Below are 26,594 nucleotides of genomic sequence, written 5' to 3'. Positions count from 1 at the left end.
TGCCTATTATCCCGATTTGGTTAAATCGTAAGAAACTTTTTATTCCGTGATCATAAGATAGCGAAAAACCTTCCTTATATTTTTCGACGAGTATTGACAACCGCTCCGATCGCCCTAACCCTCCTCTCACGTAGGCGCTCTTACGAAGCAGTAGCCCTTCTGTAAGCCAGGCAGCACCCATCTACTCATCTACCCACACACCCCTATATAATAGGAAAGATCTCCGTTCACAAATCTACAAATTCCCACCCTGGAGCCTTCATGCTGCGACTGGAACATATCAGCAAAATTTACCCGACGGGCGAAGTGCTCAAGGACGTCAACTGGGAAGTGAAACCGGGCGATCGCATCGGCCTGGTCGGGGTCAACGGTGCAGGCAAATCCACTCAACTGCGGATTATTGCTGGGGAAGAGGAACCGACGAGTGGCGAAATCATCCGTCCCGCCAGCCTGAAGATTGCTCACCTGACCCAGGAGTTTGAGGTCGATCCCTGCCGTACCGTGCGGGAAGAATTTTGGCGGGCCTTTGCGGAAGCCAACGATGTCCATGAATCTCTGATGCAGGTGCAGCGGGATATGGAAACCGCCGACCCCGACACATTGGACAAGCTGATTCACAAACTGGATAAGCTACAGCGGCAGTTTGAAGCATTGAACGGCTATGCGCTGGATGCCGAGATTGAGAAGATCATGCCCGAGCTGGGCTTTGAGTCAGAGGATGGCGATCGCCTCGTCAGTGCCTTCAGTGGCGGATGGCAAATGCGGATGAGCTTGGGCAAAATCCTGCTGCAAACTCCCGACATTCTGCTACTGGACGAGCCGACAAACCACCTGGATCTGGAAACTATTGAGTGGCTGGAAGTTTATCTGAAGGGAATTGACACCCCCATGGTGATCGTCTCCCACGACCGGGAATTCCTCGATCGCCTCTGCACGCAGATTGTGGAAACCGAGCGCGGTGTTTCCACGACCTACCTGGGCAACTATAGCTCCTACCTTCAGCAAAAAGAAGAGAATCGTCAGGCTCAACTAGCTGCCTACGAAGGACAGCAAAAGGAACTCGAAAAACAACAGGCATTCGTAGACAAGTTCCGAGCCAGTGCCACCCGTAGCACCCAGGCCAAGAGCCGCGAGAAGCAACTGGATAAAATCGAACGGATCGAGGCTCCTGTCGGAGATGTGCGGACACTACATTTCCGCTTTCCTCCGGCACCCCGTGGCGGGCGCGAGGTGGTCATGATTGAGGACATGACCCACACCTACGACGACAAAATCCTGTTTTTAGGCACGAATTTATTAATTGAGCGGGGCGATCGCATCGCCTTCCTCGGCCCCAACGGTGCAGGCAAATCCACTCTGCTCCGTCTGATTATGGGCATGGAGCAACCCACTGAAGGCGCAGTAAAACAGGGCACCCACAACATCATCCCTGGCTACTTTGAGCAGAACCAGGCCGAAGCGCTGGATCTGGAAAAGACGGTGCTGGACACTATCCACGACGAAGTGCCCGACTGGAAGAACGAGGAAGTTCGTACCCTATTGGGACGATTTCTGTTCAGCAGCGATTCGGTATTCAAGCAGGTGAAAGCCTTGAGTGGAGGGGAAAAGGCACGTTTGGCTTTAGCCAAAATGCTGCTGCAACCCGCCAACCTGCTCATTCTGGACGAGCCTACCAACCACCTGGATATTCCAGCCAAGGAAATGTTGGAAGAGGCTATTTGCAACTACGATGGCACCGTGTTGATTGTGTCCCACGACCGTTATTTCATCTCCCAGGTTGCCAACAAAATTGTTGAAATTCGGGATGGAGAATTGAAGCTGTTCCGGGGCGACTATCACTACTACCTCGACAAGATTGCTGAGGAGAAAGAAGCGGTGAAGTTGGCAGCGATCGCCGCCGAAGAAGCCGCTAAAGCTGCTGCCAAACGCGAAAAACAAAAGCAAAAGGAAAAGGAAAAGAAGGAAGCTAAAACGGCGGCTAAAGCTGAAAAAAAGGGTAAGTAACCCTGTTTGAGTAACTGGATGATAGAAACCCGGTGCTTTAAAAACACCGGGTTTTTAGGTTTTTCTAAGTCAGCGAATTTAGCTAATGCATATAGCGCTGTGCGGGTTTATGGTGTTGTGGGGCGCGTAGCGCCCCACAACACCGTTTCTGTCCTTAAACCGCTATGGACCGAAACCTTGCCGTTCGGAAATGGCTCATACTGCATTGAAGAACTTAGAGATTCAAACCTTCCATAAGGACGGCTCCCAATGCTCATAGCTCTCGAAGGTGCGCCTGCCGTTGGCAAATCCACAACATCCCAGGCTTTGGTGAAGCAACATCAAGTCTTTGTGGTGCCTGAGGTGAACAAGCTCTTTGCCCGTCCTCAGAATGAGCCTGAACAGTGGTATTTGAATCGACAAGTTGCCCGATGGGAAGTGGGTTTGCGACAAGTCAAAAACTGTGACCGCATTCTCTTTGACGGGGATTTGTTCCAACCTCTCTGGTTTAGCTGGATTTATCCCGACGAGCCGTGGACACCTCTTGAAGCAGCAGAAGCTTTTTACCAAGAACAAATCGTAGCTGGCAGACTTGGCTTTCCGGATGTGTATTTTATCTTATGGACAAGCCCTGAAGAACGGCGACAACGGGAATATGAACGAGGGCGGGCTTTAAACCAGGATGATGCCAAAATTGAGGCAAAGGTTCAACGATACGAACAATTCGCGAGCCCACAACTTCAATATTTCAAAGCATTTCAACAGCTTTTTCCGGAGAGGGTTCAGTTTGTTCAGTCCTCAACGGTTGAGGAGAATGTGAGGGCGATCGCCTCCACCCCACCTCCCCTAAAAAAGGAACAAGACTTAGAAATATTGGACAGATTAGTTGAATGGTTACGAGTCAATAAACCCAAGCAGGGCTTAGATCTATAGACTGCCTGCATGAATGGGTGCGCGGTTAAATCTGCACCATTAAAAAAACTACACAAGCCTGTGAAACGGATCAATCTGGAATGACCTATATCTCCTTTGTAGTCTTAGCAAGTGACTACTAAATTGATGAGCTAGCTACACGCTCATCTACATAACTTGACGAGGATTTCTATATGGAGTGGTATTTGACAGCTCTCCAAAAGTACGCCGTTATAAGTGGACGAGCCCGACGTAGAGAGTATTGGTACTTTGTTCTATTTAACTTTCTGATTTCCCTTGGACTGGGTATTATTGATGGGGTCTTAGGCTTGACCATTGAGGGGGGGTTGGGGGTCCTGGGTGGCCTTTATTCACTGGCTGTATTTATTCCAGGCACTGCTGTTACAGTTAGACGACTTCACGATACAGGTCGTAGTGGATGGTGGCTTCTTCTGGTCTTAGTCCCTCTCATTGGCCCTTTGGTTGTGCTGTTTTTTCTGGTCGGTGATAGCCAACCTGGAACCAATCAGTACGGCTAACAATATTGTCACGTTTGGCCTATATCGCGATATAGTCGCTTAAAAAAGTTGCGTACGCTTGGTGTACGCAACTTTTTTTGGTCAACTTTGAGATGTCAGAACTTATATCAAATTCGGTTGAAAGTGGTGTTACACGCTTAATAAACGTGTATAACACCACAGATCCAATAGAAGTACCCAATGAGAACAAAGCTTACGCCCTGGATAGTTTAAACTAGGGACGCGATCGCTTCACCCGTCGATACTTAACATGAAGACGGAAGCCCAATAATAGAAGGACTCTGATACGAATGCACCTAGAAATTCTTGTGCTTCGGGAGACATAAGTTATGCAAGTTTCATCAGGAGCAACAGTGGACAAACAACGGAAAAAACGATCTGTCTAAACCTTCGCGGCATGCAAAATTGCTCTATGCAGGGGTGGAAACCCTTTAGATACTACAAAGGATCGCTACATGTTGTTGCTTCAATTCAGCACCTCTCATTACTGTCGTAAAGCTCGTTTGGCCTTGGGTTATAAGGGTATCTCCTACCGGGTTGAGAACTTAACTCCAGGCATCCATGCCTTGAAGCTACGACCCCTCACGGGATTAACCACAACGCCAGTACTGCTCCCCGAAGTGCCGGGAGAGGTCGAGGCGATCGCCGACTCCACCCACATCCTCACCTTCCTCGATCGCTACCAACCTGACCCACCGCTATTCCCAACGGAACCAAACCTGCGCAATGAAGTCAATTTGCTAGAAGATTGGCTCGACGAAAGTATTGGAGTGGCCACGCGGTTTGTGTACTACGACTACCGATCTGGAGAAGGTAAAGCACTCGATCCATCCCTGGCGAGCCAGGCCGTTATTCAGATAGTGCGCAAGCAGTATGGCATGACCCCAGCGCGGGTCACGTTGGCGAGCGATCGCCTTGCCAACGCCCTCGACGCACTCCAACGGTGGGAGAAAGCGTATCTAGTAGGCGATCGCTTCACCGCAGCCGACCTCACCGCAGCCGCTCTACTCAGCCCTTTGGCCCGATTACCTTACTATCGTCAGAACTACCCTTGGCTGTTTGCGCGTATCATCGAAGTGCATGAACGCTGCCATGAACCCCTTCCCCCTGGATTAGAAACCGATTCTCTATCCGTCTAATTGCGCTATGTCTAAAGCCACTGCTTCTCGCCTTTGCCTATCCCTCCTCGGTTTATCGATTGCCCTTCCCCTCACGCCAGCAGTGGCCCTGCCACCCCCAGACGATATTCCCGAAGAAGTGTTACGGACACAAATTGTGCTGGAGGGGCGATCGCCTGAAGATGGCGAATTGCTCTCCGCCCGTGAGTACGCCGAACAGGATGCGGCAACAGATGCTAACCTCAATGCTCCCGGCATTGTTACCGGGCAGATTGCACAACTCGTCACGCTGCTGCGTATTCGTAAAGCATTGCGATTCGTGTTGCCAATCATTCCCTAAAACAGGCCGTGTTTCCAATATGTGGTTGTGAAGCAGTTGCTAGCTCCCTTTCCACAACCAACGATGCGTCTATAGCGCGGTGCAAATTCTTTACAACGCTTTGCGCTCGAATCAGTCACGGTTGCTTTTGTGAGAGCCACGCGGAGCGCAGCTCTCGCAAAAACAACCAGATTTTAAGCACTTAAAAAGCACTGTAAGTACCCAGGAATGGGGGGTGTGGTATTGCACATCCTATCCCCTGTGTACTTGACGTGCTTGCATACTGCTCTATTGATTGCATGTATCTGAATGTGTAACGAGAGCCATGCAGCTCAAATGACTGGTTAAGGTGAAATCGGAGTACATCACTCCTGCCCCTTAGTCGATCTAACGCATTCATCAAAAGGAATTGAAACGATGGTACGCCGTGGACTTCCTGTTGCTCGCTGGCCCCAAGCTTCTGCTCTGTTGTTGTCGCTAACCCTGCTGGTAGGGGGTGTTGCCGAAGCCCCAGAAGCTTTTGCCAACCCTAACCTCACAACCTCTTCACCTCCAGCTATCGGTGACACGTCCCACATTCCTCCCCAAATGCTCGTAAACCGGGTACTACGCACCGCTTCCCGCGACATTGGATTAGCGCGCCGAAACCTACAAATTCAGCGCTTTAGCCGGGAAACCTGGACGGATGGATGTTTGGGTTTAGGTGGCCCAGCAGAACTATGCCTGGCAGCGACGGTAGAAGGTTGGCAGATGGAAGTCACCAACGGCGAACGGAGCTGGTTCTATCGCACCGATGCAAGCGGCCAGACCATCCGCCGGGTTGAGCGGCCTGATGTATTGCCGCCTTCGGTGCGCGATCGCCTTCTCGCTGAAGCTGCCCGCCAACTCAACGTTCCCGTATCGGAGCTGGGCGTGCTCTCTTCAGAGCCCCGTACCTGGGATGGTTGTATGGGCATCGTTATTTCAGCCGCGCAGGTGTGCCAGGACATGGGCATTTTAGGGTGGCGTGCTCAGGTTCAACGGGGTGAAGCCACCGCAACAGCCCCCACCTGGGTCTTCCATCTCAACAGCGATGGCACCGATGTGCGATTAAATCCACGACCTGAAGACCCAAGCACCAGAGCCATTCCGACCAAGATGAACAGTGCTGAGTTGCAAGTCTGGTTAGATACCCAGGATCGCCGTAACATCAACACTGGGGCGGTACAGGAGCGAATTCCCACAGAAGCGCTAGTCACATGGCTGCGGGAACACTGGCAGCAGGGCAGTGACCCCGCTGAGGTACAGGCTGCCCTGCAAGCGGCAGATTGGCAAAGCGGTCCCGAAGATTTTCAGGTCATGGATTTGAATGGGGATGGTCGGGATGAGTGGCTCTTGACCATTCGTCTTGACCCCAATCCGTTGCCCTGGGGACGGTCAGGAGATTTCTGGATCATTGGTGATAGCGATCGCCTCCTCCACCGCTTCTTTGAGCCCGAAGATTACTTCCGGGCTAGCTCAGAGGAAAACCCCATTCCCCTCTCACGGGAGTTCTCCTTGAGTGCGCCTCAAATCGTCGCGCTTCAAGACTACACCGGGGATGGAGCCCCCGAAATTCTGCTACAACGCCAGATGTGCGGGGCTCACACCTGTACTCAGAGCTACACCGTCTTGAGCTACCGAGATGGAGCCATTCACTCCTTGATCTCCCAAGCGCCTTCGTTGGAAACAGAAGGTCTTTCCGTTGTCATGCCCGCTTCTGAAGTGCGCCCTTCCCGAGATGAGAACGGAGATGGTCGCCCTGACCTGGTGCTTCATGGCGGGGTGATCAGCAGTGCAGGAGCGGGATTGCAGCGCCCTCGCATGGAAGTTTGGTCCTGGAATGGTACTGGCATGACCCATTACGACACCTACTGGGACTACAGCGACTATCGGTTCCATTTGCTGTATGAGGCAAACTACCGTATGGCTCAAGGTGGGCGTGAGCGAGCGAGCGCCCTCTACCGCCAGGTGATTGATGACGAGTCGTTGCGCAATGACCTCTGGTGGAATACATCCGGGAGTGTTTACGATAGCAGTCGTCAGTTTGCTGCCTTCCGCTTAATGATGATGGGGATGATGGCGGGCGATCGCCATGAAGTCGATACCTGGCAGGGCTGGCTGTGGCTCACCTACCCCGACGCTCCCATCACCGAAGCTGCTCGTCAAGCGGCCGAGCTGTGGAATAACGGGTCTTCTCTGGAGGCGGCCTGTACCGCTGCTCACGATTACCTGACGCCTCTGGATAAACCCGAAGATGACCCTGTAGCCTCCGATGGCCCTACAGGCCCACTTCGGTACATGGGCTATGGCAATCCTGAATTAAAGGGCTCAGATGTTTGTCCCTTAGACTTGGTGCGAGGAACGACGCCCTAACCATCGCTCAAGTACGTAGGCGTAATTAACCCCAAAGTGCTGCGCCACCCGCAATGCGAGTGGCGCAGCACTTTGGGGTTTATGGTTACAGGACTTACGCATTTGTGTTGTAGGTGGGGTGCGAAGCACCCCACCTACAACACAAATACACTACAGATAGCGGGCTTGCGTAAGTCCTGGGTTAACTGAGTTGAGTGACTTTTGTTGGACGAGCTGCAAAAGGTTCTTGACGAGAGCCTTTTGCAGCTCGTCAGCTTTCTCAGTTGCGTCCGCTTTGCCGCTCACGAATCACAGTACTGGCTGTAAATTAAAGCGTTAGAAACAACTGAAATTCTACTTTTTCCAACCTTCCCACCAATGGCTCAATCTGCCCCCCCAGACAAACCGCAATCTGGCATCCGAGGCAAAGGGACGTTAGCCCTTCTGGCAACATTTCTAGCTTCCCTTTGGGTTCCCTGGCTCTTGAGTCTTGTGAGCTGCTTTCTCAGCCTGTGGATTGTCATTCCGGCTCCCACATTTTCCTTGCTGCCCCTAGGAGTGGGAACGCCAGAAGTCAGCCCCTGGTTAGTTGTTGTGAATGCGATCGCCCTGCTGCTCGTAGCACTGCGGCTCCAATCGAGCTGGATATATGGCGTCGCCCTAGGAGTAAGCCTGCTGGGTCTGCTGCTCAGCCTATTGCCTCTAATCCAGTTCCCAGCCGCCAATGCTCGCATTGCGACAGCGATGGAAGCCGAATTTGGGGCAGCGGTGCTGACACCTCCCATTTCTCAGGTGTTGCGCTCCCATCCGTTCGTCTGGATCGATGCGTTTCGGGGGATTCGGGTGCCAGAAGTTCGCGTAGATCGAGGTATTCCGTTTGCCACTGTGGATGGGGTTAAATTAACCCTTAATCTCTATCGCCCTTCGACAGTGGGGCTGCACCCGGCGATCGCTGTCATTTACGGAGGAGCCTGGCAAGCTGGCACACCTGCCAATGACGAAACCTTTAGCCGTTATATGGCCGCTCAGGGTTATACAGTGGTGGCTCTGGATTACCGCCATGCGCCACAATTCCGCTATCCAGCACAGCTCGAAGATGTGCGAACGGCATTGTCATTCATTCAGACCCAGGCAGAAGCATTTGAAATCGATCGCCAGCGCATTGCCCTGTTGGGGCGATCGGCAGGTGCACATCTGGCCTCTCTGCTAGCTTATGGGCAAAGTCCTCTACCGATTCGAGCGATCGTCAACTACTACGGGCCAACAAACCTGATCGAGGGCTATACTGACCCACCGGTGCCGGACCCAATCAACACTTGCGCCATCTTGGAAGCGTTTTTGGGGGGCAACCCCGATCAAGTGCCACAAATTTATCAGGAGGCCTCTCCCGTCAATCACATTTCACCCAACCTGCCTCCCTCGCTGCTCGTCTACCCAAGCCGCGATCACATCGTTCTTCCCAGGTTTGGACGGCAGCTCCATGAGAAACTGCAAGCATCGGGAAACCAGGCTGCTCTGCTCGAAATCCCCTGGGCAGAACATGCCTTTGACGCCGTTTTCAATGGTGTGAGCAATCAGCTTGCCCTATACTACACAGAGCGATTTCTTGCCTGGGCATTAAGGGAACTGCCATGACGCAGCTAAAAGATGCCGTTGTGCTGATTACAGGAGCGACGGGTGGCTTTGGGCAGGAGATTACTCGACAGTTACTTATGGCAGGAAGTCGGCTCATTTTGGCGGATCTGGATGGGGCAAAGCTGGAGCAGCTAGCCGCCATGCAGTCCAGTATTTCGGCGGGAAAAGTGCTGGCTTGTGTAGCAGCAGAGCTCTCCACAGTTGAGGGCTGTGAGCTGCTCTACAAACAGGTTCAAGCACTTAACACATCAATTGATATTTTGATTAACAATGCGGGGATTGCGGTGTTTGGTCGCATGGACGAAGTACCCCGTGACCAATGGGAACGGCTGATGCAGATTAATCTTCTGGCTCCCATGCGACTGAGCAGCTTATTTGTTCCAGAGATGATTGCGCGGCGATCGGGGCATATTGTCAACATTTCATCAGCGGCGGGTTGGGTGGCGATCGCAGGTCTCACACACTATGCCACCAGCAAGTTTGGGCTACGGGGCTTTAGTGAAGGACTGCAGGCTGAAGTGAAACCTTACAACGTTCGGGTAACAGCCGTTTATCCATTTTTTAGTCGTACTCCTATTCTGCAATCCAAGCGTTATGGCAGCTTACAAGAAAAAGCTAAGGGCATTCCAGATAACTTAATTACAGATCCGGCTGTCGTGATACGTCATACAATTCGGGCAATTGAACGCAATCAACTGCACGTCTTTCCCGATCGCACGGCATACATCCTTCATCTACTCAAACGTTTTGCTCCCTGGCTGCTCAAATCGTTGTAGGCTTCGCGAAGCGCACGAAAAACAACTTTCAAAACAAGCCCTAGACTGGATGAATAGCAGACATCATCGGAGGATACGTTGTGTTGCAGAGCGATCGCCCCAGGGTAACGCCCCAGGCCGTTGACCGAACCGATCGACACCTTATCCTGGGAGCCGGATTTGTGGGGCTGGGCATGGCTCAGGCACTTCAAGCGGCTGGAATTGCTTATGATCAGGTCGATGCCAGCGATCAAATTGGTGGTAACTGGTATCACGGCGTTTATCAAACCGCACATATTATTTCATCGCGGAAGGTGACTCAATTTACGCACTTTCCTATGCCCGCCGATTATCCTGATTTTCCCAGTGCTACACAAATGCGGGATTATCTGAATGCCTTTGCGGATCACTTTAATTTACGTCCCTCCATTGAATTAAACTGTGCCGTTCAAGCGGTGCAACCCGTCGAGAACAATTACTGGCACGTCACATTTGCGAACGGAGAACAGCGAATTTACAAAGGTGTATTACTCTGCAACGGGCATCATTGGGATAAACGCTTTCCACAATTTCAAGGCAAATTTAATGGCGAAATTATTCACTCCAAAGATTACAAACATCCAGACCAACTCCGAGAAAAACGGGTACTGGTAATTGGTGGAGGTAACTCTGCCTGTGATATTGCGGCAGAAGCCGGTCGTGTTGGGGCAAAGTCGGTCTTAAGTCTGCGCGAATCTGTCTGGTTTTTGCCCAAAACCTTTGCCGGAAACCCAATCACCGATTTGATTCAGGGGTGGATGCCAGAATCGCTGCAACGCCTGATTGCCTACGGCATTATTCGTCTCACCTTTGGTAAACATGAGGACTATGGTTTAGCCAAACCCACTTACCGCATCTTTGAAAAACACCCCACCCTGAACAACGAAGTGCCCTATTACATTCAACATGGGCGCATCCACCCGAAACCAGCGGTACGAGAACTCAAAGGGGACATTGTTGAATTCGTTGATGGGAGCTGCGAAGCCTTTGATTTAATTGTCTGTGCTACCGGGTTTCATGTTTCCTATCCCTTTCTACCGCCTGCCCTGCAGCGTACTGAGGGGGCGATCGTTCAATGTTATGGCAGCTGCTTTTTAGACGACTACAAGGGAATTTATTACATCGGCTGGGGTCAGGCACGGGGCGGTGTTGGCTCTCTGATCGCAGCCTATGGGCCCTTTTTTGCCCGCTGTCTCAAACTCCAGGATGAAATTCAGGTACCGCTGGGTCTGGTTTTCAAGGAAATGGGCATGCAGCTTCCCAAAACACACCTTTCCGATCCACATGCTGCTTTTCGCCAGCTGAAGCTTGCCAGCCTGGGGTTTGGCTGGCTCACTTATAAAGCACATCAGGTCGATCGCCAGTACCCCAATTTTCAAAACACGATCTAACATTAGTTCGGACAGTTTTTCTGAAACCCTTGATTTTGCGTGCGCGAAGCGCACGCAAAATCAAGGGTTTCAGAAAAACTGTCCAGAGTATTGATCTAATATACTCTTCGCCATTTTAGGAGATTTCTGAGAAACAATATCCCCATTATTTGGAAAAAAGGCGCGGCTTCGCCGCGCCTTTTTTCCAAATAATGGGGAAGCTCTTATCTGGAAACCTCCTTAGTTAGGAGAAGAAAGTGCTTTGTACTCTCTTCTCCTAACCAAAGTGCTATTGCTATATGAAATCCAATTTCACAATAAGTCATGCACCACTTCCAATGGGATGAGATAGAAAGACTCTCGTATCCCATCCCATTGAGAAATCCAATATTTGGCTTAGCTTAATTGTTGAATATAGCGCATCAGATCGTTATCCCGGTTGAGCCAGCCTTGTAAAAACACTCGTTGACTGGGGTCCCGGTTGACTCGACGGTAGCGATAGTCGATCCGGAGTTGTGGGTAGCGAAGACCCAAATCAGCATGGTTGCATTGACCCAAAGCTGTTTGAGTGCGGGGGCCAAAAACGCGATCGACCGGGACGCGCAATAATTCTTGCAGGAACAGTGTGGCTCCACCAACACCAAAGTTCACAGCCGTATCGAAATGGGCGATCGCCAACGGTCGCGCCATCGCCTCACAACGAGCAGGCTTCCAATACATATTCTCGTAAATCTCGCGCACTTCGGCATCTGTGATGAACCGCACACTCTGCCGGGGTAGGCCTTTCCGCGCGCGATAATCCCGATAGGTCGCTGTGGTAATGCCCTTATTCGTTTCACCCCCATGATCAGCGGGGTGATTCACATACCCTCCCTCCCACCTGAGGGTAAAGCGAAGGGCTTCTTCAAACAGAGAGCGAGATGGTGGGGGCAGAGGCGGGGAAGATGGAATTGCCTTCAGGAGCAGGCCCGCCGCTCGGGGAGAAAGTTCGTCAGCGAGAAGCCCAAAACGATAGCAGAAGGCCGTGTAGGCCGATGCTGTATCAGCCCGCCAGATCCCGTCAGCGTTACCCAGCAGAAACCCTAACCGCCGTAACGCTGACTGAATTGACTGCACCACGGAACGCTCATCCCGCAGGCTGGAAAGAGGATAACTGATGGTGTCGCGGGCGATCGCCGCCAAACTCAGTTCCGGCATAGGTCACAACACGAAGTTGACTGATCGTTATTAGGGTTATAGTGCACGGGCAAGCCTCAATCAATACAGACACCCCATCCTGAGATCCAGCATTAGGTATTTATATTGCGTGAACAAAGCCCAGCCAATAAAACACGACATCCTAGACTGTCATACAAAGTCAGTTTATCCCCCAGGAAGGAGTTGATGGTTTGGAGGAAACCCACAAACCATCAACTCCAGATCAGGTGGTGTACTCCGCATTGATGCGAACGTAATCGTAGCTGAGATCACATCCCCAGGCAACGCCCTGCCCCGGCCCACCCCCCAGGTGAATGGAGATGAGAACCGTGTCGTCTTTTAAATACGCACCAGTAGCCGCCTGTTTCAGATACGCACTGGCGGCAGGGCGATCGAAGGACAGCGGTTGACCATGCTCCATCATCAGAAAATCGCCCAGTTTAATCCGCAGGTTACTCTGGTCAAACGGCACCCCGGCCCGCCCAGCAGCAGCGGCAATCCGGCCCCAGTTAGGGTCACGGCCAAACACGGCAGATTTGAGTAAGGAAGACCCAGCTACAGTCCGAGCAACCTGGCGAGCAGCGGCATCATCGGGAGCCCCTTCGACACGGATCTCGATCAGGCAGGTGGCCCCTTCGCCGTCACGGGCGATCGCCTTGGCCAAATGAGTACACACCTCCGTCAGCATTGCTTCCAGCTTTTCTGCTTCTGGGCTCATTTCCGTGATGGCCGAGGTGCGTGACTCGCCATTGGCCAGAGCCAGTAGGGTATCGTTGGTGCTGGTGTCCCCATCCACGGTGATCTGGTTGAAGCTGCGATCGGCAGCACGGCTCACCATCTGTTGCCATAGGGGGGGCGAAACGGCTGCGTCGCAGGTCACGAAGGCTAACATTGTTGCCATGTTCGGGTGAATCATTCCCGACCCCTTCGAAATGCCACCAATCCGTACAGGGCGGCCTTCCAGCGTGGTTTCGAGGGCAATGGATTTGGTTACCAGGTCTGTGGTAGTAATGGCACGGGCAGCATCCTCGCCCCCCTGATCCGAACAGGCCCCCACTAATTTGGGAACGCCAGCCCGCAGCGCATCCATCTTAATCTGCTGACCAATCACCCCCGTTGAGGCCACCAGCACCGACTCCGATGGAACCCCGATCGCTGATGCCACAAGCTGAGCACTTTCCAGAGCATTGGCCCAACCCTGAGCCCCGGTAGCCGCATTAGCCTGACCTGCGTTGCAAAGGATGGCATGGGCGGCAGGTTTTTGTTCCAGGCGTTGCTGACAATAGTCCACACAGGCTGCGCGCACATGGCTGGTGGTGAAGACTCCGGCGGCGATCGCCTCCGCCTCTGACCAGATCAGGGCCAGATCTGGTGCTCCCGATGGCTTCAATCCGGCGGCGATCCCCCCTGCTTTAAATCCTTTAGGAGCCGTTACACTCCCCTCAATGGCGTACCACTCTGTCATGCAGTCCTCCAGCGTTTGCTGATGCGCGATAGCTCAGTTCCAAATGTGAAGCCTAGTTTAGCCAATCTTGGGAACCGCAACGCTGTCCTTAAGCAATTGACAAAAAAGAGCACTCCTCAGGGGTTGTATGCATAACACACATAACCTCTGAGGAATGCCCGGAAAAAGCAGAAAGCGCCCGGCAATGCCGGGCGCTTTCTGCGGTTAAAACCCTAAAACCCTTAGCTCATCGTGGAGCTGCTGCGGTCGTAGTTCTTGCTAAAGGTGGGATGGGGCTTACCTTGAATGCTGTTCCAGTAATCGTGGGTGTCATCAATGCCGATTTCTGCAGCGGCACGATTCAGCATGGACTGCTGGCGGTTCTTCACCATATGGTGATGGCGGGACAGCAGGGCACGGGCCTGATCGTGGGTCGACATAACGCTCTCTCCTTGAGTGATGGTCTTGCTGAATTTGCTTTGCTCTATCACTATAACAATGATTTTCTGTATAGACGACTACAAAACTCTTTATTATGAGTATTTTTAATAATTATTTACATTTGGGTAAAAATGAATAATCTCTTGCCTCCCGTCCCCGCTAATGAGTAAGCTCAGCTTCAGACGTTTAGACAATCCAAAAGGCCAAAAGGCTGATTTTCTGTAGGTTTTGCCCACAAAACATGCTTTTTTGAAACCCTCTTTTATACAGATTTAGGAGCGTGACGCTGTGGCAGTTCAGGAAAAAAACGCGGAAGTCGGCAAGTTAACCTGGTTTTACCGGGAGGCTGAGCCTGACAGTCCTCGCGATAAGCCTCCCGTACTGTTGCTGCATGGATTAGTGGCCCAGAGCTATAGCTGGCGTGAGGTGTTGAAAGCTCTGGAAGATCAGGGGTTCCGGGCGATCGCCCCCGACTGGATCGGCTCCGGTTTCTCTATCAAACCCGATCGCCGCGATTTTGCTTACACCCCCGACGCTTTTATCAGCGCCCTTGATGATTTTTTAAATTCTCTAAACCTTTCTCAGATTTCTCTGGTAGCTCAGGGCTTTTTGGGGTCGGTTGGGGTGCAGTACGCCCTGCGTCATCCCGAACGGGTGGATCGTCTGGCAATTCTCAACACACCGCTGCAATCCACCGATAAACTTCCCTGGAAGATGAAACAACTGGGCGTCCCCCTGATGGGAGACATGATGACCCAGGACCCCCTACTGGTGGATCGCACCCTGGAGGGTGGCGGCGGTTATCGCGTCGAGGATGCCGACCTGGACGTGTACCGTCGGCCCTTCCTGAAAAGCTCGGATGCAGGCCGTGCTCTATTTGCCACCGTGCAGAATTTGAAACTCAAGGATGTGACCGCTGAAATCGAAGCGGGCTTGGCCCAGTGGAAGCAACCCTTGTTGTTGGGATGGGGCGATCGCGATCCCTGGCTTCCAGTCGCCCAGGCAAAGGCGCTAGCTCAACGTCTTTCAGGAGTAGATCTCGTGACTTGGGAAGAGGTCGGTCACTATCCCCAGGAGGACTGGCCCGAAAAGGTCAGCGAAACTCTGATTAACTTCTTGCGGCGGCAGGCTTAAGCGACACATCCTCAGGCGAGAACACCCGATACGTGCATCATGGCTGCTGTAAAGCTGCACAGGAGAGGCGCTACGCCCCACATCCTGTGCAGCTTTATGTGGTTTGGTCGTAATTGGCTGGGGTTGTGATTCTGACAAAAACCACACCCCAGCCAATTACCTGGGTTAAATAGCAATGGATTTTAGAGTGCTTAACGCTTCACACCCACAGGATGTTTGCGAGCGCAGCCGTTGCTTCACCTGCTGCTCTAGGGCGTGGCGTAGCTCACCGTGAGCTATGCCTGTGCCAGCCAGGCTGTGCTGTTTCTGAAATAACTCAACAGCATGAGCCGTTGCAGCATTGTAAAAGCCGTTCAGGGGAAGTTGCGTTTGCACCACCAGATTTAAGCTGTGTTGCAAATTACGAATCAATTGACGGGCGCGTTCTTGCGTCGCGCGATCGAGTTGCCCACTCGGAACCAGTTGATAATCTTGTTGAAATAACTGAATTGCGTTGGTGAAAACCTGATCAGGTAGATCCTCTGTATTACAAGCCAGCTCGGATATCGGTGCAGCGGGTAAATATCCTAAACCCTGTAACACAGCGCGAAACTGATGTAGCGAGTAGGCCGTTCCCATACCTTGTCTCCCCGGCCTTTTCGGTGCCGTTTTTAAGAACGTATTGACTGAGATATGTGCAATGGGGGATGTCATCGTTTCTAGCCGAGGTTAATCAGGCCAATCGGCCCACAGGACCCAAGGACAGGTGAATTGCTATATCCCTACGTTACGAATCTGATGCGGCTCCTGCCTCATGCAAACGTCTCACCCGACAGTATGATTCTGAAAATTCTTCCTGGAATTGCGATCGGCCGTACTGTAGACCACATACCTTTGGGTTGTATTCGCGTTTGCTTCGCATAAAGTGGGGATATGGGTAGTCGGCGATCGCCCAACATCCGATATGCTTACACCATCGCTCAATATATGCCTGAGGCATAGATTCAGCCACTTCTGCCAATACCACCTTTGCCTCGCGCTTTACCCTTACTGACGCCTGAATTTGGTCCTATGTCAACTATGTTCGATCTGCTCGTGAAAGGTGGCCCGGTAATGATCCCCCTGATGGGGTTTTCAGTCTTTACCATTTCTACGGGCTTGGAGCGAGCCTGGTTTTGGTGTCGTCTCTTACGCCAGGAAGATCGGATTGTCCATGATGTTCTAGAAGCAGCCCGTACCAACCTCACCACAGCTCGGGAGATTGCTGAACAAGCCCGCGACTTGCCCATTGGTCGCTTCCTTCTGGCCCCCCTGAGCCTGCGTCAGCCCACCCCCGAAACCTTTCGGCTAGCAATGGAAGCAGCCGGAGACAAGGAATTTGTCAAGATGCAGAAAGGGGATAAGTTTCTAGAAACCACGATTGGAGTTGCGCCACTGCTGGGTCTGTTAGGAACCGTCACTGGGCTTATTGCCACTTTTGGCAGCTTAAACATTGGTGGCACTGGTACTACAGATCAGGCCACCAAAGCTGCAGCGGGCATTGGGGAAGCCCTGATTACGACCGCTGCAGGAATGATCATTGCCATTATTGCCCTGCTCATCTTCCGGGTTTTGGTAGGTCTCCAGTCCAGCCAGATGGATTATTTTTCGGAAGTGGGCAACGAGTTGGAACTGATTTACCGGCAGGTGTGGTATGAACCCTCACTGATTGCTGACGATCGCGGCACTCCTGACCAACCCATGGAACGGGAAACCCTTACACGATTTTAGGACAGGGCACTTCCATGGGTTTTCGCAAACGACGACGTGCCACCATGCCAGAGCTGAATCTGGTGCCCATGATGGACGTGTTGATGACGGTTCTCACCTTTTTCATTATCGTATCTATGACCTTAAGTCTTGATCAGGGAGTTGAGGTGACGCTACCCAGCAACCAACCACAGCCAGCCGTAGAGGAGCCACCTCCCTCGGTGCTGATCGTTGAGATGGATAGTGAAGGGCAGTTCTCTATGGAAGGGGAGACCTTGGAGAAAGCACAGTTATTAGGGCGATTGCGCTTTTTCTTACAACAGGATGAGAAAGCTCAGGTGGTCTTTCAGGCCAATCCCTCTCTCCCCTACGAGCAGGTCTTGCAAACCCTGACCGAACTCAAGCAAGTGGGGGGCGATCGCATCTCCCTCGCCATCGAATAATTCTCGTAACGAGGCCAGCCCTATGGCATTTCGCAAACGCCAGCGTGCCCCCATGCCCGAGCTGAATCTGGTGCCCATGATGGACGTGTTGATGACGGTTCTCACTTTTTTCATCATCGTGTCCATGACCCTACGCAGCCAGCAAATGACGAGCATCAACTTACCCGGGGTCAAGTCTGAAAATGAATTCGTGGAAAATGTGGATACTACAGCCCCGGCTCTGGTCGTGGGCTTAGATGCTAACGGCCAGCTTTTACTAGCAGAAAAACCGGCTTCCGTGGAACAGTTAGCCCAGGCCATGACTGACCACTACACCCAATATCCAGATGGAGTAGTTCTGTTGAAGGCCGATCGCACATTAGATTTTCGGCAGGTGTCGCAAACCCTGAAAATGATGCGAGATATTGGGGGCGATCGCGTTTCGCTAGCGATTGGCAAGGAAGGATCGTAATAGCGGCTATTATGCCCATTCCAGCCTATATCAGATAGACGCATGAACCGTTGCGCAAAGAAGCTACGCAACAATTTAACCTCGGTTCGGGATAAGCTGAAGTGCTCATTTTGGCGTGCACTATGTGACGCCAAAATGAGCCTTTTCGAGTGCCGCGCGTTGCGCGGCACTCGAAAAGGCCCTTAACCCGAACTCAGGTAATTTATACAGAAAGGCTAATAGACCTCCTCCGTGAATTGGCTTTGGGGGTGTGAATCGTTGCGCAAAGAAGCTACGCAACGGTTCACACAGGAGGTCTAATGTGTAATTGGCCGTGATGAGTTGATTCGCTCTCCAAAATGAGACATTCACCCAATCGGGTGAAGGGAGGCTTGAAGTATCCCTGTAGCATGGTGCCAAGCCTGCAATATTTGCCAAAGGGAGGCAAAAAACATGCTCAAGCAAGACGGCATCTCCACCATTCTGACCGCACCCGCTCAGGGCGCGAGCCGTGGCATGAAAGGTGCTTCCCAGCAGGTGCGCCAATATGACATTACCCCACCCCCTGTCGCAATTTATATGGGTAACGTTTGGCGGCAACTAAAACTAGCTTTTACTTTTAAAAGCCCAGGGGCCGCGCCAATTCCCGCTGTAGTAGCACCTCCAGCAGCCCGAGCCCTGACCCCCGATTTTTTCCAACGGTTCCCCCGATGCTGTGGGTTGAACTTTTTTGCTTCGGTCAGCATTCTAAATCCATCGTGCAGGTTGGGATAGCTCAACGTTTGAGACATTCCTGCTGAACTGCATAGCCCTCTAGGGGGCAACCGCCGATGCGATTCGTCTGACGGAGCAACGTCCTCACCAATGGGGTCGGGACGTTCAGGAAGTTTCCGTTCCGTTTCGTAACCCCTGTGCCGGTTGCCCCCGTTTATGTTGAGCCATTGACTTGGGCATACCCCGCCCGGGCAGGCAACCACAGGGTTTGGCCTCACCGTCTGAGCATTCCAGCAACAGCTCGGATTGCTCTGGGACTTCGCTGTGCCCGTGTTGAGGCCGCCATCACTTTTTTATCAGCGCATTGCGTTTTGTTTTGCATGCCCTACAACATTGCCAAGGACTTACTGTCATGTTTACCAAACCCTCCAAACTTGAACGCTATCGGGAATTAGAACTGATTCCGGCTGAGTTGTACCCGGACTCCTATGGTTGGAAAAGCTGGAGTGTAATTCGAGCGATCGCCCGATGGATTGCCGACGTCACCCTCAACAGCAGAGAACCCCGCATCTTCCGCGGTATAGATGACGCCGGAGTGTTATATTGGCGCGTCCATGACCCCGTCACTCGCAGCTCGGCCCGCTTTTATGACGAAAGCGAAGTACGGAGCTGGTTGGAAGAACGTTACCATAACCGTCGCAACGCAACAGTACCCCTGCCAAATACAGCAGCGTCTCGGTTGGGTAGCGATCGCCTCTGGCATTAGCCATGGCTCAAAATGTTGATAATTCGTGCGCTTCCTGCACGAATTATCGACGCTCCAGCGCAACTTTATTCTGACTCTGCTTGCACAGTTAATAGGTTATGCACTTTACGCATAACAAATCTTTCCTTCCTAGGCAACCCTGCTATAGCAGGTGTCCAAGTAACAATATCCCTGTCATGCTAGAAAACGGCCTGCCTTAGGAGGGCTAGCACCCCCCTAGCAGTGATTTTTCGTGAGCATTGTTCACGAAAAACCTGTGTTTCCAGAAAATTTCTCGCTCAAAAGTGTCCTGTCCGTTGGGCACAACACCTGCACGGCTGGGGCGTTTCTTAAAGAAATTTTCTCACTGCGACCCAGTACATCGACTGCCTACCCGTTGATCCTTAACCCTGGTTATGACGTTACCATCGCATCCTTTAAACAACCCCGAATCCATGAAATCCAAGTGGATGTCTGAACTTGAAAGCTGTTTCCGGCTTGCGCTCCCTCTGGCTGCAGCCCAGCTCGCCCAATCTGCCACCGGATTTGTTGATACGGTCATGATGGGGATGCTGGGCAGTGAAGTTATTGCTGCCGGGGGATTAGGTGCAACCGTATTTATCTGTCTACTCCTCATTTCAACAGCCATCGTCTCTGCCGTCAGCCCCCTGGTAGCAGAAGCCTTTGGATCAGGTCGCAACGCTACCGTACAATCTGTCGTGCGGCAGGGATTATGGTTAGCGCTGTTGTTAGGCATCCCTGTCACTTTGCTGTTATGGAACATGGCCCCCATTTTGCGAGTTTTGGGTCAAGAAGAATCCGTCGCAGTTTTGGCTCAGGTTTATTTGCGGGCGATCGCCTGGGGTATAGTTCCCGGTCTACTGGTTGGGGTATTACGTAGTTTCGTCTCAGCCCTATCTCAGACGCGTCCTGTCATGGTCATCGTCATTTTGGGTACAGCGCTGAATGTTGTGGGCAACTACATCCTCATGTTTGGTAAGTTTGGCTTTCCGAAATTAGGGCTGGCGGGAATTGGTTATGCCAGTGCCGCTTCCTTCTGGGGCATGCTAGTCGCTCTGGTGATCTTTATCCTGACGAATCCAGTTTTCCAACCCTATCGGATATTCCATCGCTTAGGGCAGTGGGAACCTGCGATTTTTGGCAGCCTCGTGAAAATTGGCATTCCCATTGGCGTGCTGGCTATGGTGGAAGCAGGTTTATTTACCATCACCACGTTCCTGGTGGGGCAATTAGGAACGGTCGCCCTGGCTGCCCATCAAGTCGCCATTCAAACCGCTGCCATTACCTTTACTGTGCCCATGGGCATCTCCCTGGCAACGACTGTGCAGGTAGGTCAAAGGCTGGGCCAGCGAGATTTCCGGGGTGCTCGCATCAGTGGCTTTGTTGGCATTGGCCTCAGCATGGCGTTCATGCTCGTGATGGCCATTACCATCTGGACGATACCCACCACTATTGTTGACCTGTATCTCGACATTTACGAGGTGAGCAATACTCCTGTTGTTATGCAGGCAGAAGGCTTGCTAGCCGTTGCCGCTATGTTCCAACTGGTCGACGGTATCCAGGTTGCTGCCACAGGCGCGTTGCGAGGACTTCAAGATACTCGGGTTCCCATGCTCGTTGGCATTCTGTGCTACTGGGGCATCGGTCTGAGCAGCGGTTACTGGCTCGGTTTTCACCAACATATGGGTAGTGTCGGGCTCTGGTGGGGATTGGCGATCGGATTGGCCGGGGCTGCATTATTTTTAACCTGGCGGTTTTGGCGGATCAGTCGCCACCATGAGCGGCAGGCGATCGCCCAATCCTAAGTCTTTATCTGCATCTCCCAAAAGCGACAGGGCCGTTCTGTAGAAAGGCCCTGTCGCTACTCATATCTTGCAGCACAACCCTCAATTTTGCGTAGCCTCAGTTCGGGTTAAGGTTTTTTTCGAGTGCCGCGCTTCGCGCGGCACTCGAAAAAACCCATTATTGCGTACACTTCGCGCACGCAAAATTGAGGGTTGTGGTTTGAGCAAGGTGAGGTAAGTGTATATAAGCCTTGTGGAATTAATCTAGCGATCGCTCCCCCACTTCCATGTGGGCAATCCGTTCGCGGATTTCTAATTTGGCGACGGCAAAATGATTTCGTAATCGTTCTAATTCAATTTCCAGATTGCTTTGTTTGTCCTGGGCTTCTTGCAATTCTTGCACTAACGACAAATATCCAGGTGAGCCTTTCAGCTCCAGAATTTGGGCTTCTCGCTGGCGATCGTTTTTCAAATCCATATCAAACGCAACGGTGTATTTGATGTTAGCGTCCATATCAGCGAGTGCCACTCTGAGTTCGCGCACTTGCTGCGTCTGTAGGAGAAGAGAGCGTTGAGCTTGGGCGATCGCCTCTGGATACTCGTTCAGTTGCATAGCCAGCACTTCTATAAATCGAATCTACTTACATCTTGCACCAAAACTGAAAACCATCATTTCTCCACCTTAAAGCGGCAACAGAATCAAGGGTGTTATTGAATGGAGCTCTGAGATGGGATGTAGAACTGCAACACATACCATCCCAAAGCTCCATTCAGCAATGGGAAATCAAGGGTAGCAGGACGACTAGGAAAATATTGCTATGTTTCATGATTTCGGCAAATTGAAGTATTTAAATTTTATGGTATCTAGAAAACAAAAAGAGGTGATTGAGCAAACTAAAACAACTATTCTAAATATCGTAAAAACAACTATCTTTTAGTAAATATGAGAATTAGAAAAGAACAAAATTGCAAACTATCCTAAGTATTTGAAATCAATCTAGTACAGCAAAACGAAAGTTTTGTAGGGAGTGAAGGGGTAGAACCCCTTCTTGGGGGCACAGCCCCCAAACCCCCATGTTGCAAAATTTGGTGTTTGCAACACTAGGCTTAGATTGATTTCAAATACTTAGGACAGTGAAAATAGATTATTTTTGAGAAGCAGAATGGAGTGCAGTTTTGCAAAACCTGCATCAAAAAGACATTAACGCTGTACAAGTGCTATGACGGCTTGAACAAGCTGTTCCGGATCGAGGGGTTTTGTAATGTGGCATTGAAAGCCTCGGGTTATTGCTTGCTCCCGATCATCCTCCCTCGCATAGGCAGTGAGAGCGATCGCCGGAATCTTTCCGCCCTGCACAGGTGGTAACGTCCGAATTTTGTCTATTAAAGAGTAACCATCCACTTCAGGCATACCAACGTCACTCACTAACACATGAGGTTGGAAGGTTTCTAAATTGGCTAATACATCTCCCGCCGAAACAACCGTTAACACCTCGGCTCCGTACTGGGTTAACAGGGTAGTTAGTAAGTCCCGGGCATCAGGGTCATCATCCACCGCAAGAACTCGTACCCCGCTTAAATTAAGTTCCTGCGTAGATGACCGGCTCGGCTCAGTCTTTCCCGGCTCTAGATTTAACAGGGGTAAACGAATGGTAAATGTAGAACCCATGCCTTCCCCCGGACTATCAGCCCAAATAGTTCCCCCATGAGCCTCAACCAACGAATACACAATCGCCAATCCCAACCCCAGACCTCCAAACTTGCGTGTTGTTGAGGCATCTTCCTGCCGGAAAGACTCAAAAATATGGGGTAAAAAGGTAGGATTGATCCCTTTGCCCGTGTCGGTGACCGTAATTTGGGCGTAGGAAGTCATGGGCAGTGAACTATGGGTTCTAGAATTTTGTGTGGGTTTCTCACCCATGAAGGACGTTCCATGACCCGTCACCCGCTCCAAACGAATATCAACCCGCCCGTTATTGGGAGTGAATTTGATGGCATTGGATAGCAAGTTCCACACAATCTGCTGAAGGCGGGCTGCATCTCCCGAGACCAGGCCAACCTGAGGTAAAACAGGATGCAGAAGGATCGATTTAGCGACGGCCGCTGACCTGACGGTATCAATAGCCGACTCAATCACAAACACCAGATCAATGGGGGTAGACTCCATGCTGAGCTTGCCCCGGAGGATTTTGGCAACATCTAGCAGATCATCAATCAATTGGGTCTGGAGTTTCGCGTTGCGCTCAATGGTAGCTAAAGCTTCAGTCGTTTTTGCCGGGTCGAATTTACGGTTCTGCATCAGCTTCGTCCAACCCAGGATGGGGTTGAGAGGCGATCGCAACTCATGGGAAAGAATCGCCAAAAATTCATCTTTGATGCGATTGGCACGTTCAGCGGCTTCTCGGGCCGCCTGCTCGCGTTCTAGCAGAGTACGTCGTTTAATCTCCAATTCCTTGTCATCGTGAATATCGGTGCAGGTCCCAAACCATTTGACCACCCTTCCCTTCTGGCACATGGGTAGACCTTGAACCAAATGCCAGCGATACATGCCGTCATAGCGGCGCAATCGATATTCAATTCGGTAATCCGAGGCCGTTTCGCAGCCTTTTGTCCAAAACTCCTGCACTGGGAGAAGGTCATCAGGATGAATCAGATCTCTCCAGCCAACTGTCAGAGCCGACTCCAGAGGTAATCCGGTATAATCAATCCACCGCTGATTGACATAATCGGTCACACCGTGGGCATCCGTTGTCCAAACAATTTGAGGAATGGTATTGGTAATGAATCGAAACTGTTCTTCTCGTTGCTGAAGTGCTTCTTCGATTTGTTTGCGATCGCTAATATCGTGATGAATTCCGGCCATGCGTAACGGATTGCCTCGCTCATCCCGCGTAACCACCTTTGCATAGTTGGCGATCCATTTCCATTCTCCAGATTTGGTCAACATCCGGTATTCAAATCTGTAAGGTGCAGAATCGTTTTGCAGGTGGGTATTCAGCCAATCGATCACCTCGGCTTTCTCGTCAGGGTGAATCAGCTGCTTCCAGGTGCTAAAGGTTTCTGGCAGTTCTCCCTTCTCATATCCCAACATTTCCAACCATCGTGGGCTCAAGTAATTTTCATTATTGACAATGTTCCAATCCCAAAAGCCTCCACCGGAACCTTCCAGAGCCATTTGCAGCCGTTCTTCACTTTCGCGCAGAGATTGTTCGGTCTGTTTGCGATCGGTAATATCTCGCCAGGTCGCAACATAGCCATCATCAAATTTAGCCACTCGAATATCAAATGCTTTGGTTAAGTGTTGGTGCCCAAACTGATCCTCATAGTTCAGGCTATCTTTAACCAGGGGTTTCCCAGTTTCTACCACCTGACAGTACTCTGCAAATAAGCCATTGCTCTGATGGGCTGGCAATAACTCACATAGCCCCTGGCTGAGATGCTGTTCCCGCGTCAGTTGAGTGGTGAGGCAAACGGCATCGTTTACATATTCGGCCTGAAAATCGACAATTTCTCCCGCTTCATTCCGCAGAGCACGGTAGATGGCAAAGCAATCCAACATATTCTCAACGGATGTGCGGAAGCGTTTTTCGCTATCTTGTAAAGCGGCAGCTGAACGTTTAATTTCCTCAGCGTTGGCAACCGCCTGATCGCGCATCTGCCGATAGCTTTGCACCAGCGACGTTACGTCTGTCACATCTTGAATCGAAAGCATCGCATAAAAGCTGTCATCATCATCCGCCGGAACTGCTGTGACCGTTGTGTGCTGGATACGGTTCTGGCCGTTCGCAAGCGTGGCAGGAATTAAATGTTTGTGGAGCTGCGAAGAAAAAATAGTAGGGGGGCCACCTGCGAAAATAGGCGCAAGCCGGTGGACATATAGGGGCTGGCTGAGATGCGGGAAAAATTCACGGATGGATCGTCCGAGAATGCGATCGCGCGAAATCTTCGTCCAATCCTCTAAACAACGATTCCAAAATATAACGCTGTAATCTGATTGCAGAACGCAGATACCGAGCGGAATTTGATCGAGCAAGCTGAAGCGATTTTGACTATCAGGCATCATATCAAATCATTCCTTTCCCTCAAGATTGAGAGAGCAGGCTAAGTTCCTCATCAATACGTCCAAGCAACTCACCGAAGGAAGACATTTCGAAAATTAGAATAATTTCACCCATAATCTCAAGCTGCTTAATTTCAAATTTAGTTTGTGCTAATAGAAAAACGGTATCGGCGTCAAATGAATAACTTGAGTTCAATAACCCTTCAATCGTATCTTCAAAATAGATAGGCAGCATGTAATCCATCTGTTGCTTCAGTAAATTGCTGATCGAACCCAAAACACCATTAATCACAATATTTCCCACTTCCGTGAGGGTTCCAATTTTGACCTCATCTAAATCAGGAGAATTCCGATCTTCACCCGTTAAAAGAGACACCAGGGCAGAAGCACTTTCTGTCGGAAAAACAAGCTCTGCACTACCACTAAAAACACCCGAAAAGTTTAGCCTGACGATGGAAAGGCAATGATTACTGAACCGGGCTACAACTTCTCGTTTCAGCGCCTCAGTAGTAAAAACCTTTAGAACTGGAACATTCAGAAAAATAGGAGATTCGACCATCTCATTCAGCATTCCAGCAGCACGTCCAACTCCGATGTTAATAAACTCCTGAAGTGCATCAAGCTGCTCCTCGGTAATTAATGGCATGAGCGATCGCTTCCTTATTTCTGTAAGAGCTGTCGAACGGTTTGACGAACTTCGTTTTCTTTAACAGGCTTGTTAATAAATCTCGCAGCTCCAAGCTCTGTCCCTCGTTGGCGGGATGTTTCTTGAATATCTGCTGTAATAATCGCGATCGGCATTGTCCAGCCCTGCTCCCGTAGAGTCTTCAATAACTGGAAACCATCCACATCTGGCATAAGCAAATCTGTTAAAACGCAGTCTGGCTGATGCTTTTGCACCATTTCTAAAGCTTCTTGCCCATTTGTTGCTTCCAGAACGCTACATCCTTCAGATTCCAGATACTTACGCAGCATTCGCCGCGAGAAAGCCGCATCGTCCACAATCAAGACGGAATTCGTATGTAAATCGCTCATGAGCTTCCTTTATGAAGAAATATAAAGTATCTATATTCACTCTCGAATCCAGGACAAGATTGTTGTGTGGTGGATATCGGTCATTTTTTCGATCGTTCGTGTACTCATACCCTTTTGATACATTCGAATGCAAAGCTGCTTGATGTCCTCTGAGTAACGAACCTGCTTGTAGGACTCTAGGAATTGCCGACCACAGCGTTTGCATTTGTAGCACTGAACCTTGTTGCGATACCCATTGCGCTGCAACTGAGTTGAACTGCAAGTAGGACATTCCATACACCTAATGACACTAAGTTATCATTAGTGTTCAGCATTCCTTCCAGACAAACTTCTACTCTAAGATAGATTGTGTAGCGTGCGCATCCTTCTTAGGCT

At 51.0% G+C, this 26,594-nt stretch carries 25 protein-coding genes; 16 read left to right on the top strand and 9 right to left on the bottom strand.

Translation table 11 applies throughout. From position 1 onward, the window contains the following. Window positions 1-261: 261 nt before the first annotated feature. From H6F91_RS25210 to H6F91_RS25170, 9 genes are all read left to right on the top strand, one after another. Window positions 262-2,004, top strand: coding sequence for an ABC-F family ATP-binding cassette domain-containing protein (locus H6F91_RS25210; protein WP_190774202.1), 1,743 nt, complete (start codon window positions 262-264; stop codon window positions 2,002-2,004). A 249-nt stretch (window positions 2,005-2,253) separates the two neighbouring features. Then, window positions 2,254-2,916 carry a hypothetical protein gene (locus H6F91_RS25205; RefSeq protein ID WP_190774201.1) on the top strand — a complete coding sequence of 221 codons (663 nt, stop codon included), beginning with the start codon at window positions 2,254-2,256 and terminating at the stop codon, window positions 2,914-2,916. Window positions 2,917-3,089: 173 nt separating this feature from the next. Next, a complete protein-coding gene (locus H6F91_RS25200) occupies window positions 3,090-3,434 on the top strand; it encodes a DUF805 domain-containing protein (protein ID WP_190774200.1) in 345 nt (114 codons plus the stop codon). A 455-nt stretch (window positions 3,435-3,889) separates the two neighbouring features. Further along, window positions 3,890-4,573 carry a glutathione S-transferase family protein gene (locus tag H6F91_RS25195; protein WP_190774199.1) on the top strand — a complete coding sequence of 228 codons (684 nt, stop codon included), beginning with the start codon at window positions 3,890-3,892 and terminating at the stop codon, window positions 4,571-4,573. Between the two features lie 7 nt (window positions 4,574-4,580). Then, window positions 4,581-4,892 carry a hypothetical protein gene (locus H6F91_RS25190; protein WP_190774198.1) on the top strand — a complete coding sequence of 104 codons (312 nt, stop codon included), beginning with the start codon at window positions 4,581-4,583 and terminating at the stop codon, window positions 4,890-4,892. Between the two features lie 396 nt (window positions 4,893-5,288). Continuing rightward, complete coding sequence (locus tag H6F91_RS25185) at window positions 5,289-7,265, top strand: hypothetical protein (protein ID WP_190774197.1); 1,977 nt, start codon at window positions 5,289-5,291, stop codon at window positions 7,263-7,265. Window positions 7,266-7,622: 357 nt separating this feature from the next. Beyond that, on the top strand, window positions 7,623-8,879 hold the full coding sequence (locus H6F91_RS25180; RefSeq protein WP_190774196.1) for an alpha/beta hydrolase: 1,257 nt from the start codon (window positions 7,623-7,625) through the stop codon (window positions 8,877-8,879). Continuing rightward, window positions 8,876-9,655: an SDR family NAD(P)-dependent oxidoreductase gene (locus H6F91_RS25175; RefSeq protein WP_190774195.1), complete on the top strand. Its 780-nt coding sequence runs from the start codon at window positions 8,876-8,878 to the stop codon at window positions 9,653-9,655. Before H6F91_RS25180 ends, H6F91_RS25175 begins: the two co-directional genes overlap by 4 nt. Before the next feature lie 80 nt (window positions 9,656-9,735). Further along, window positions 9,736-11,064, top strand: a complete 1,329-nt coding sequence (locus tag H6F91_RS25170; RefSeq protein ID WP_347280084.1) for an NAD(P)-binding domain-containing protein — start codon at window positions 9,736-9,738, stop codon at window positions 11,062-11,064. Between the two features lie 375 nt (window positions 11,065-11,439). Here H6F91_RS25170 and H6F91_RS25165 read toward each other — a convergent pair whose 3' ends face one another. From H6F91_RS25165 to H6F91_RS25155, 3 genes are all read right to left on the bottom strand, one after another. Then, on the bottom strand, window positions 11,440-12,240 hold the full coding sequence (locus tag H6F91_RS25165; RefSeq protein WP_190773391.1) for a glycosyl hydrolase 108 family protein: 801 nt from the start codon (window positions 12,238-12,240) through the stop codon (window positions 11,440-11,442). A gap of 223 nt (window positions 12,241-12,463) precedes the next feature. Then, complete coding sequence (argJ, locus tag H6F91_RS25160; protein ID WP_190773392.1) at window positions 12,464-13,705, bottom strand: bifunctional ornithine acetyltransferase/N-acetylglutamate synthase; 1,242 nt, start codon at window positions 13,703-13,705, stop codon at window positions 12,464-12,466. A 221-nt stretch (window positions 13,706-13,926) separates the two neighbouring features. Next, window positions 13,927-14,124, bottom strand: coding sequence for a hypothetical protein (locus H6F91_RS25155; protein ID WP_190773393.1), 198 nt, complete (start codon window positions 14,122-14,124; stop codon window positions 13,927-13,929). A gap of 289 nt (window positions 14,125-14,413) precedes the next feature. On the opposite strand from H6F91_RS25155, the gene H6F91_RS25150 reads away from it, so the two are divergent. After that, a complete protein-coding gene (locus H6F91_RS25150) occupies window positions 14,414-15,259 on the top strand; it encodes an alpha/beta fold hydrolase (protein WP_190773394.1) in 846 nt (281 codons plus the stop codon). Between the two features lie 165 nt (window positions 15,260-15,424). On the opposite strand, the gene H6F91_RS25145 is transcribed toward H6F91_RS25150, so the two are convergent. Both H6F91_RS25145 and H6F91_RS25140 read right to left on the bottom strand, forming a co-directional pair. Next, a complete protein-coding gene (locus H6F91_RS25145) occupies window positions 15,425-15,877 on the bottom strand; it encodes a peptidoglycan-binding protein (protein ID WP_190773395.1) in 453 nt (150 codons plus the stop codon). Between the two features lie 148 nt (window positions 15,878-16,025). Next, window positions 16,026-16,238, bottom strand: coding sequence for a hypothetical protein (locus tag H6F91_RS25140; RefSeq protein WP_190773396.1), 213 nt, complete (start codon window positions 16,236-16,238; stop codon window positions 16,026-16,028). Between the two features lie 71 nt (window positions 16,239-16,309). Between H6F91_RS25140 and H6F91_RS25135 the strand changes: the two genes are divergently transcribed. From H6F91_RS25135 to H6F91_RS25110, 6 genes are all read left to right on the top strand, one after another. After that, window positions 16,310-17,008 carry a MotA/TolQ/ExbB proton channel family protein gene (locus H6F91_RS25135; protein WP_190773397.1) on the top strand — a complete coding sequence of 233 codons (699 nt, stop codon included), beginning with the start codon at window positions 16,310-16,312 and terminating at the stop codon, window positions 17,006-17,008. Window positions 17,009-17,022: 14 nt separating this feature from the next. Beyond that, window positions 17,023-17,430: a biopolymer transporter ExbD gene (locus tag H6F91_RS25130; RefSeq protein WP_190773398.1), complete on the top strand. Its 408-nt coding sequence runs from the start codon at window positions 17,023-17,025 to the stop codon at window positions 17,428-17,430. A 22-nt stretch (window positions 17,431-17,452) separates the two neighbouring features. Next, on the top strand, window positions 17,453-17,881 hold the full coding sequence (locus tag H6F91_RS25125; protein ID WP_190773399.1) for a biopolymer transporter ExbD: 429 nt from the start codon (window positions 17,453-17,455) through the stop codon (window positions 17,879-17,881). A gap of 432 nt (window positions 17,882-18,313) precedes the next feature. Further along, entirely contained in the window at window positions 18,314-18,634 is a 321-nt protein-coding gene (locus H6F91_RS25120) for a hypothetical protein (protein ID WP_190773400.1), read from the top strand. A gap of 352 nt (window positions 18,635-18,986) precedes the next feature. Then, a complete protein-coding gene (locus H6F91_RS25115; protein ID WP_190773401.1) occupies window positions 18,987-19,340 on the top strand; it encodes a hypothetical protein in 354 nt (117 codons plus the stop codon). A gap of 449 nt (window positions 19,341-19,789) precedes the next feature. Beyond that, the gene (locus H6F91_RS25110; protein ID WP_242035977.1) at window positions 19,790-21,145 is read left to right on the top strand and encodes an MATE family efflux transporter; all 1,356 of its coding nucleotides are present in this window, start codon (window positions 19,790-19,792) and stop codon (window positions 21,143-21,145) included. A 238-nt stretch (window positions 21,146-21,383) separates the two neighbouring features. Here the strand turns inward: H6F91_RS25110 and H6F91_RS25105 are convergent, their stop codons facing one another. The 4 genes from H6F91_RS25105 to H6F91_RS25090 form a co-directional block, all read right to left on the bottom strand. After that, a complete protein-coding gene (locus tag H6F91_RS25105; protein ID WP_190773403.1) occupies window positions 21,384-21,737 on the bottom strand; it encodes a hypothetical protein in 354 nt (117 codons plus the stop codon). A gap of 588 nt (window positions 21,738-22,325) precedes the next feature. After that, complete coding sequence (locus H6F91_RS25100) at window positions 22,326-25,187, bottom strand: PAS domain S-box protein (protein ID WP_190773404.1); 2,862 nt, start codon at window positions 25,185-25,187, stop codon at window positions 22,326-22,328. A 19-nt stretch (window positions 25,188-25,206) separates the two neighbouring features. Next, window positions 25,207-25,830 (bottom strand): chemotaxis protein CheC, encoded by a 624-nt coding sequence (locus H6F91_RS25095; RefSeq protein WP_190773405.1) that lies wholly within the window; start codon window positions 25,828-25,830, stop codon window positions 25,207-25,209. Window positions 25,831-25,844: 14 nt separating this feature from the next. Continuing rightward, a complete protein-coding gene (locus tag H6F91_RS25090) occupies window positions 25,845-26,219 on the bottom strand; it encodes a response regulator (protein WP_190773406.1) in 375 nt (124 codons plus the stop codon). Between the last annotated feature and the right edge of the window lie 375 nt (window positions 26,220-26,594).

Source organism: Leptolyngbya sp. FACHB-8 (genome assembly GCF_014695575.1).
Taxonomy (GTDB): Bacteria; Cyanobacteriota; Cyanobacteriia; order Elainellales; family Elainellaceae; genus Vacuolonema.
Note: the sequence above shows the minus strand (reverse complement) of the source record. Positions and strands in the feature narration are given on the sequence as shown.

Bases quoted from the DNA above. Each gene is read 5' to 3' on its own strand.
- H6F91_RS25175 (WP_190774195.1), top strand. From the start codon at position 8,876: ATGACGCAGCTAAAAGATGCCGTTGTGCTGATTACAGGAGCGACGGGT.
- H6F91_RS25195 (WP_190774199.1), top strand. From the start codon at position 3,890: ATGTTGTTGCTTCAATTCAGCACCTCTCATTACTGTCGTAAAGCTCGT.
- H6F91_RS25110 (WP_242035977.1), top strand. From the start codon at position 19,790: ATGTCTGAACTTGAAAGCTGTTTCCGGCTTGCGCTCCCTCTGGCTGCA.
- H6F91_RS25100 (WP_190773404.1), bottom strand. From the start codon at position 25,187: ATGATGCCTGATAGTCAAAATCGCTTCAGCTTGCTCGATCAAATTCCG.
- H6F91_RS25180 (WP_190774196.1), top strand. From the start codon at position 7,623: ATGGCTCAATCTGCCCCCCCAGACAAACCGCAATCTGGCATCCGAGGC.
- H6F91_RS25165 (WP_190773391.1), bottom strand. From the start codon at position 12,240: ATGCCGGAACTGAGTTTGGCGGCGATCGCCCGCGACACCATCAGTTAT.
- H6F91_RS25210 (WP_190774202.1), top strand. From the start codon at position 262: ATGCTGCGACTGGAACATATCAGCAAAATTTACCCGACGGGCGAAGTG.
- H6F91_RS25125 (WP_190773399.1), top strand. From the start codon at position 17,453: ATGGCATTTCGCAAACGCCAGCGTGCCCCCATGCCCGAGCTGAATCTG.
- H6F91_RS25190 (WP_190774198.1), top strand. From the start codon at position 4,581: ATGTCTAAAGCCACTGCTTCTCGCCTTTGCCTATCCCTCCTCGGTTTA.
- H6F91_RS25130 (WP_190773398.1), top strand. From the start codon at position 17,023: ATGGGTTTTCGCAAACGACGACGTGCCACCATGCCAGAGCTGAATCTG.
- H6F91_RS25185 (WP_190774197.1), top strand. From the start codon at position 5,289: ATGGTACGCCGTGGACTTCCTGTTGCTCGCTGGCCCCAAGCTTCTGCT.
- H6F91_RS25090 (WP_190773406.1), bottom strand. From the start codon at position 26,219: ATGAGCGATTTACATACGAATTCCGTCTTGATTGTGGACGATGCGGCT.
- H6F91_RS25145 (WP_190773395.1), bottom strand. From the start codon at position 15,877: ATGGGAACGGCCTACTCGCTACATCAGTTTCGCGCTGTGTTACAGGGT.
- H6F91_RS25200 (WP_190774200.1), top strand. From the start codon at position 3,090: ATGGAGTGGTATTTGACAGCTCTCCAAAAGTACGCCGTTATAAGTGGA.
- argJ (WP_190773392.1), bottom strand. From the start codon at position 13,705: ATGACAGAGTGGTACGCCATTGAGGGGAGTGTAACGGCTCCTAAAGGA.
- H6F91_RS25105 (WP_190773403.1), bottom strand. From the start codon at position 21,737: ATGCAACTGAACGAGTATCCAGAGGCGATCGCCCAAGCTCAACGCTCT.
- H6F91_RS25095 (WP_190773405.1), bottom strand. From the start codon at position 25,830: ATGCCATTAATTACCGAGGAGCAGCTTGATGCACTTCAGGAGTTTATT.
- H6F91_RS25205 (WP_190774201.1), top strand. From the start codon at position 2,254: ATGCTCATAGCTCTCGAAGGTGCGCCTGCCGTTGGCAAATCCACAACA.
- H6F91_RS25115 (WP_190773401.1), top strand. From the start codon at position 18,987: ATGTTTACCAAACCCTCCAAACTTGAACGCTATCGGGAATTAGAACTG.
- H6F91_RS25120 (WP_190773400.1), top strand. From the start codon at position 18,314: ATGCTCAAGCAAGACGGCATCTCCACCATTCTGACCGCACCCGCTCAG.
- H6F91_RS25140 (WP_190773396.1), bottom strand. From the start codon at position 16,238: ATGCCTCAGGCATATATTGAGCGATGGTGTAAGCATATCGGATGTTGG.
- H6F91_RS25155 (WP_190773393.1), bottom strand. From the start codon at position 14,124: ATGTCGACCCACGATCAGGCCCGTGCCCTGCTGTCCCGCCATCACCAT.
- H6F91_RS25135 (WP_190773397.1), top strand. From the start codon at position 16,310: ATGTCAACTATGTTCGATCTGCTCGTGAAAGGTGGCCCGGTAATGATC.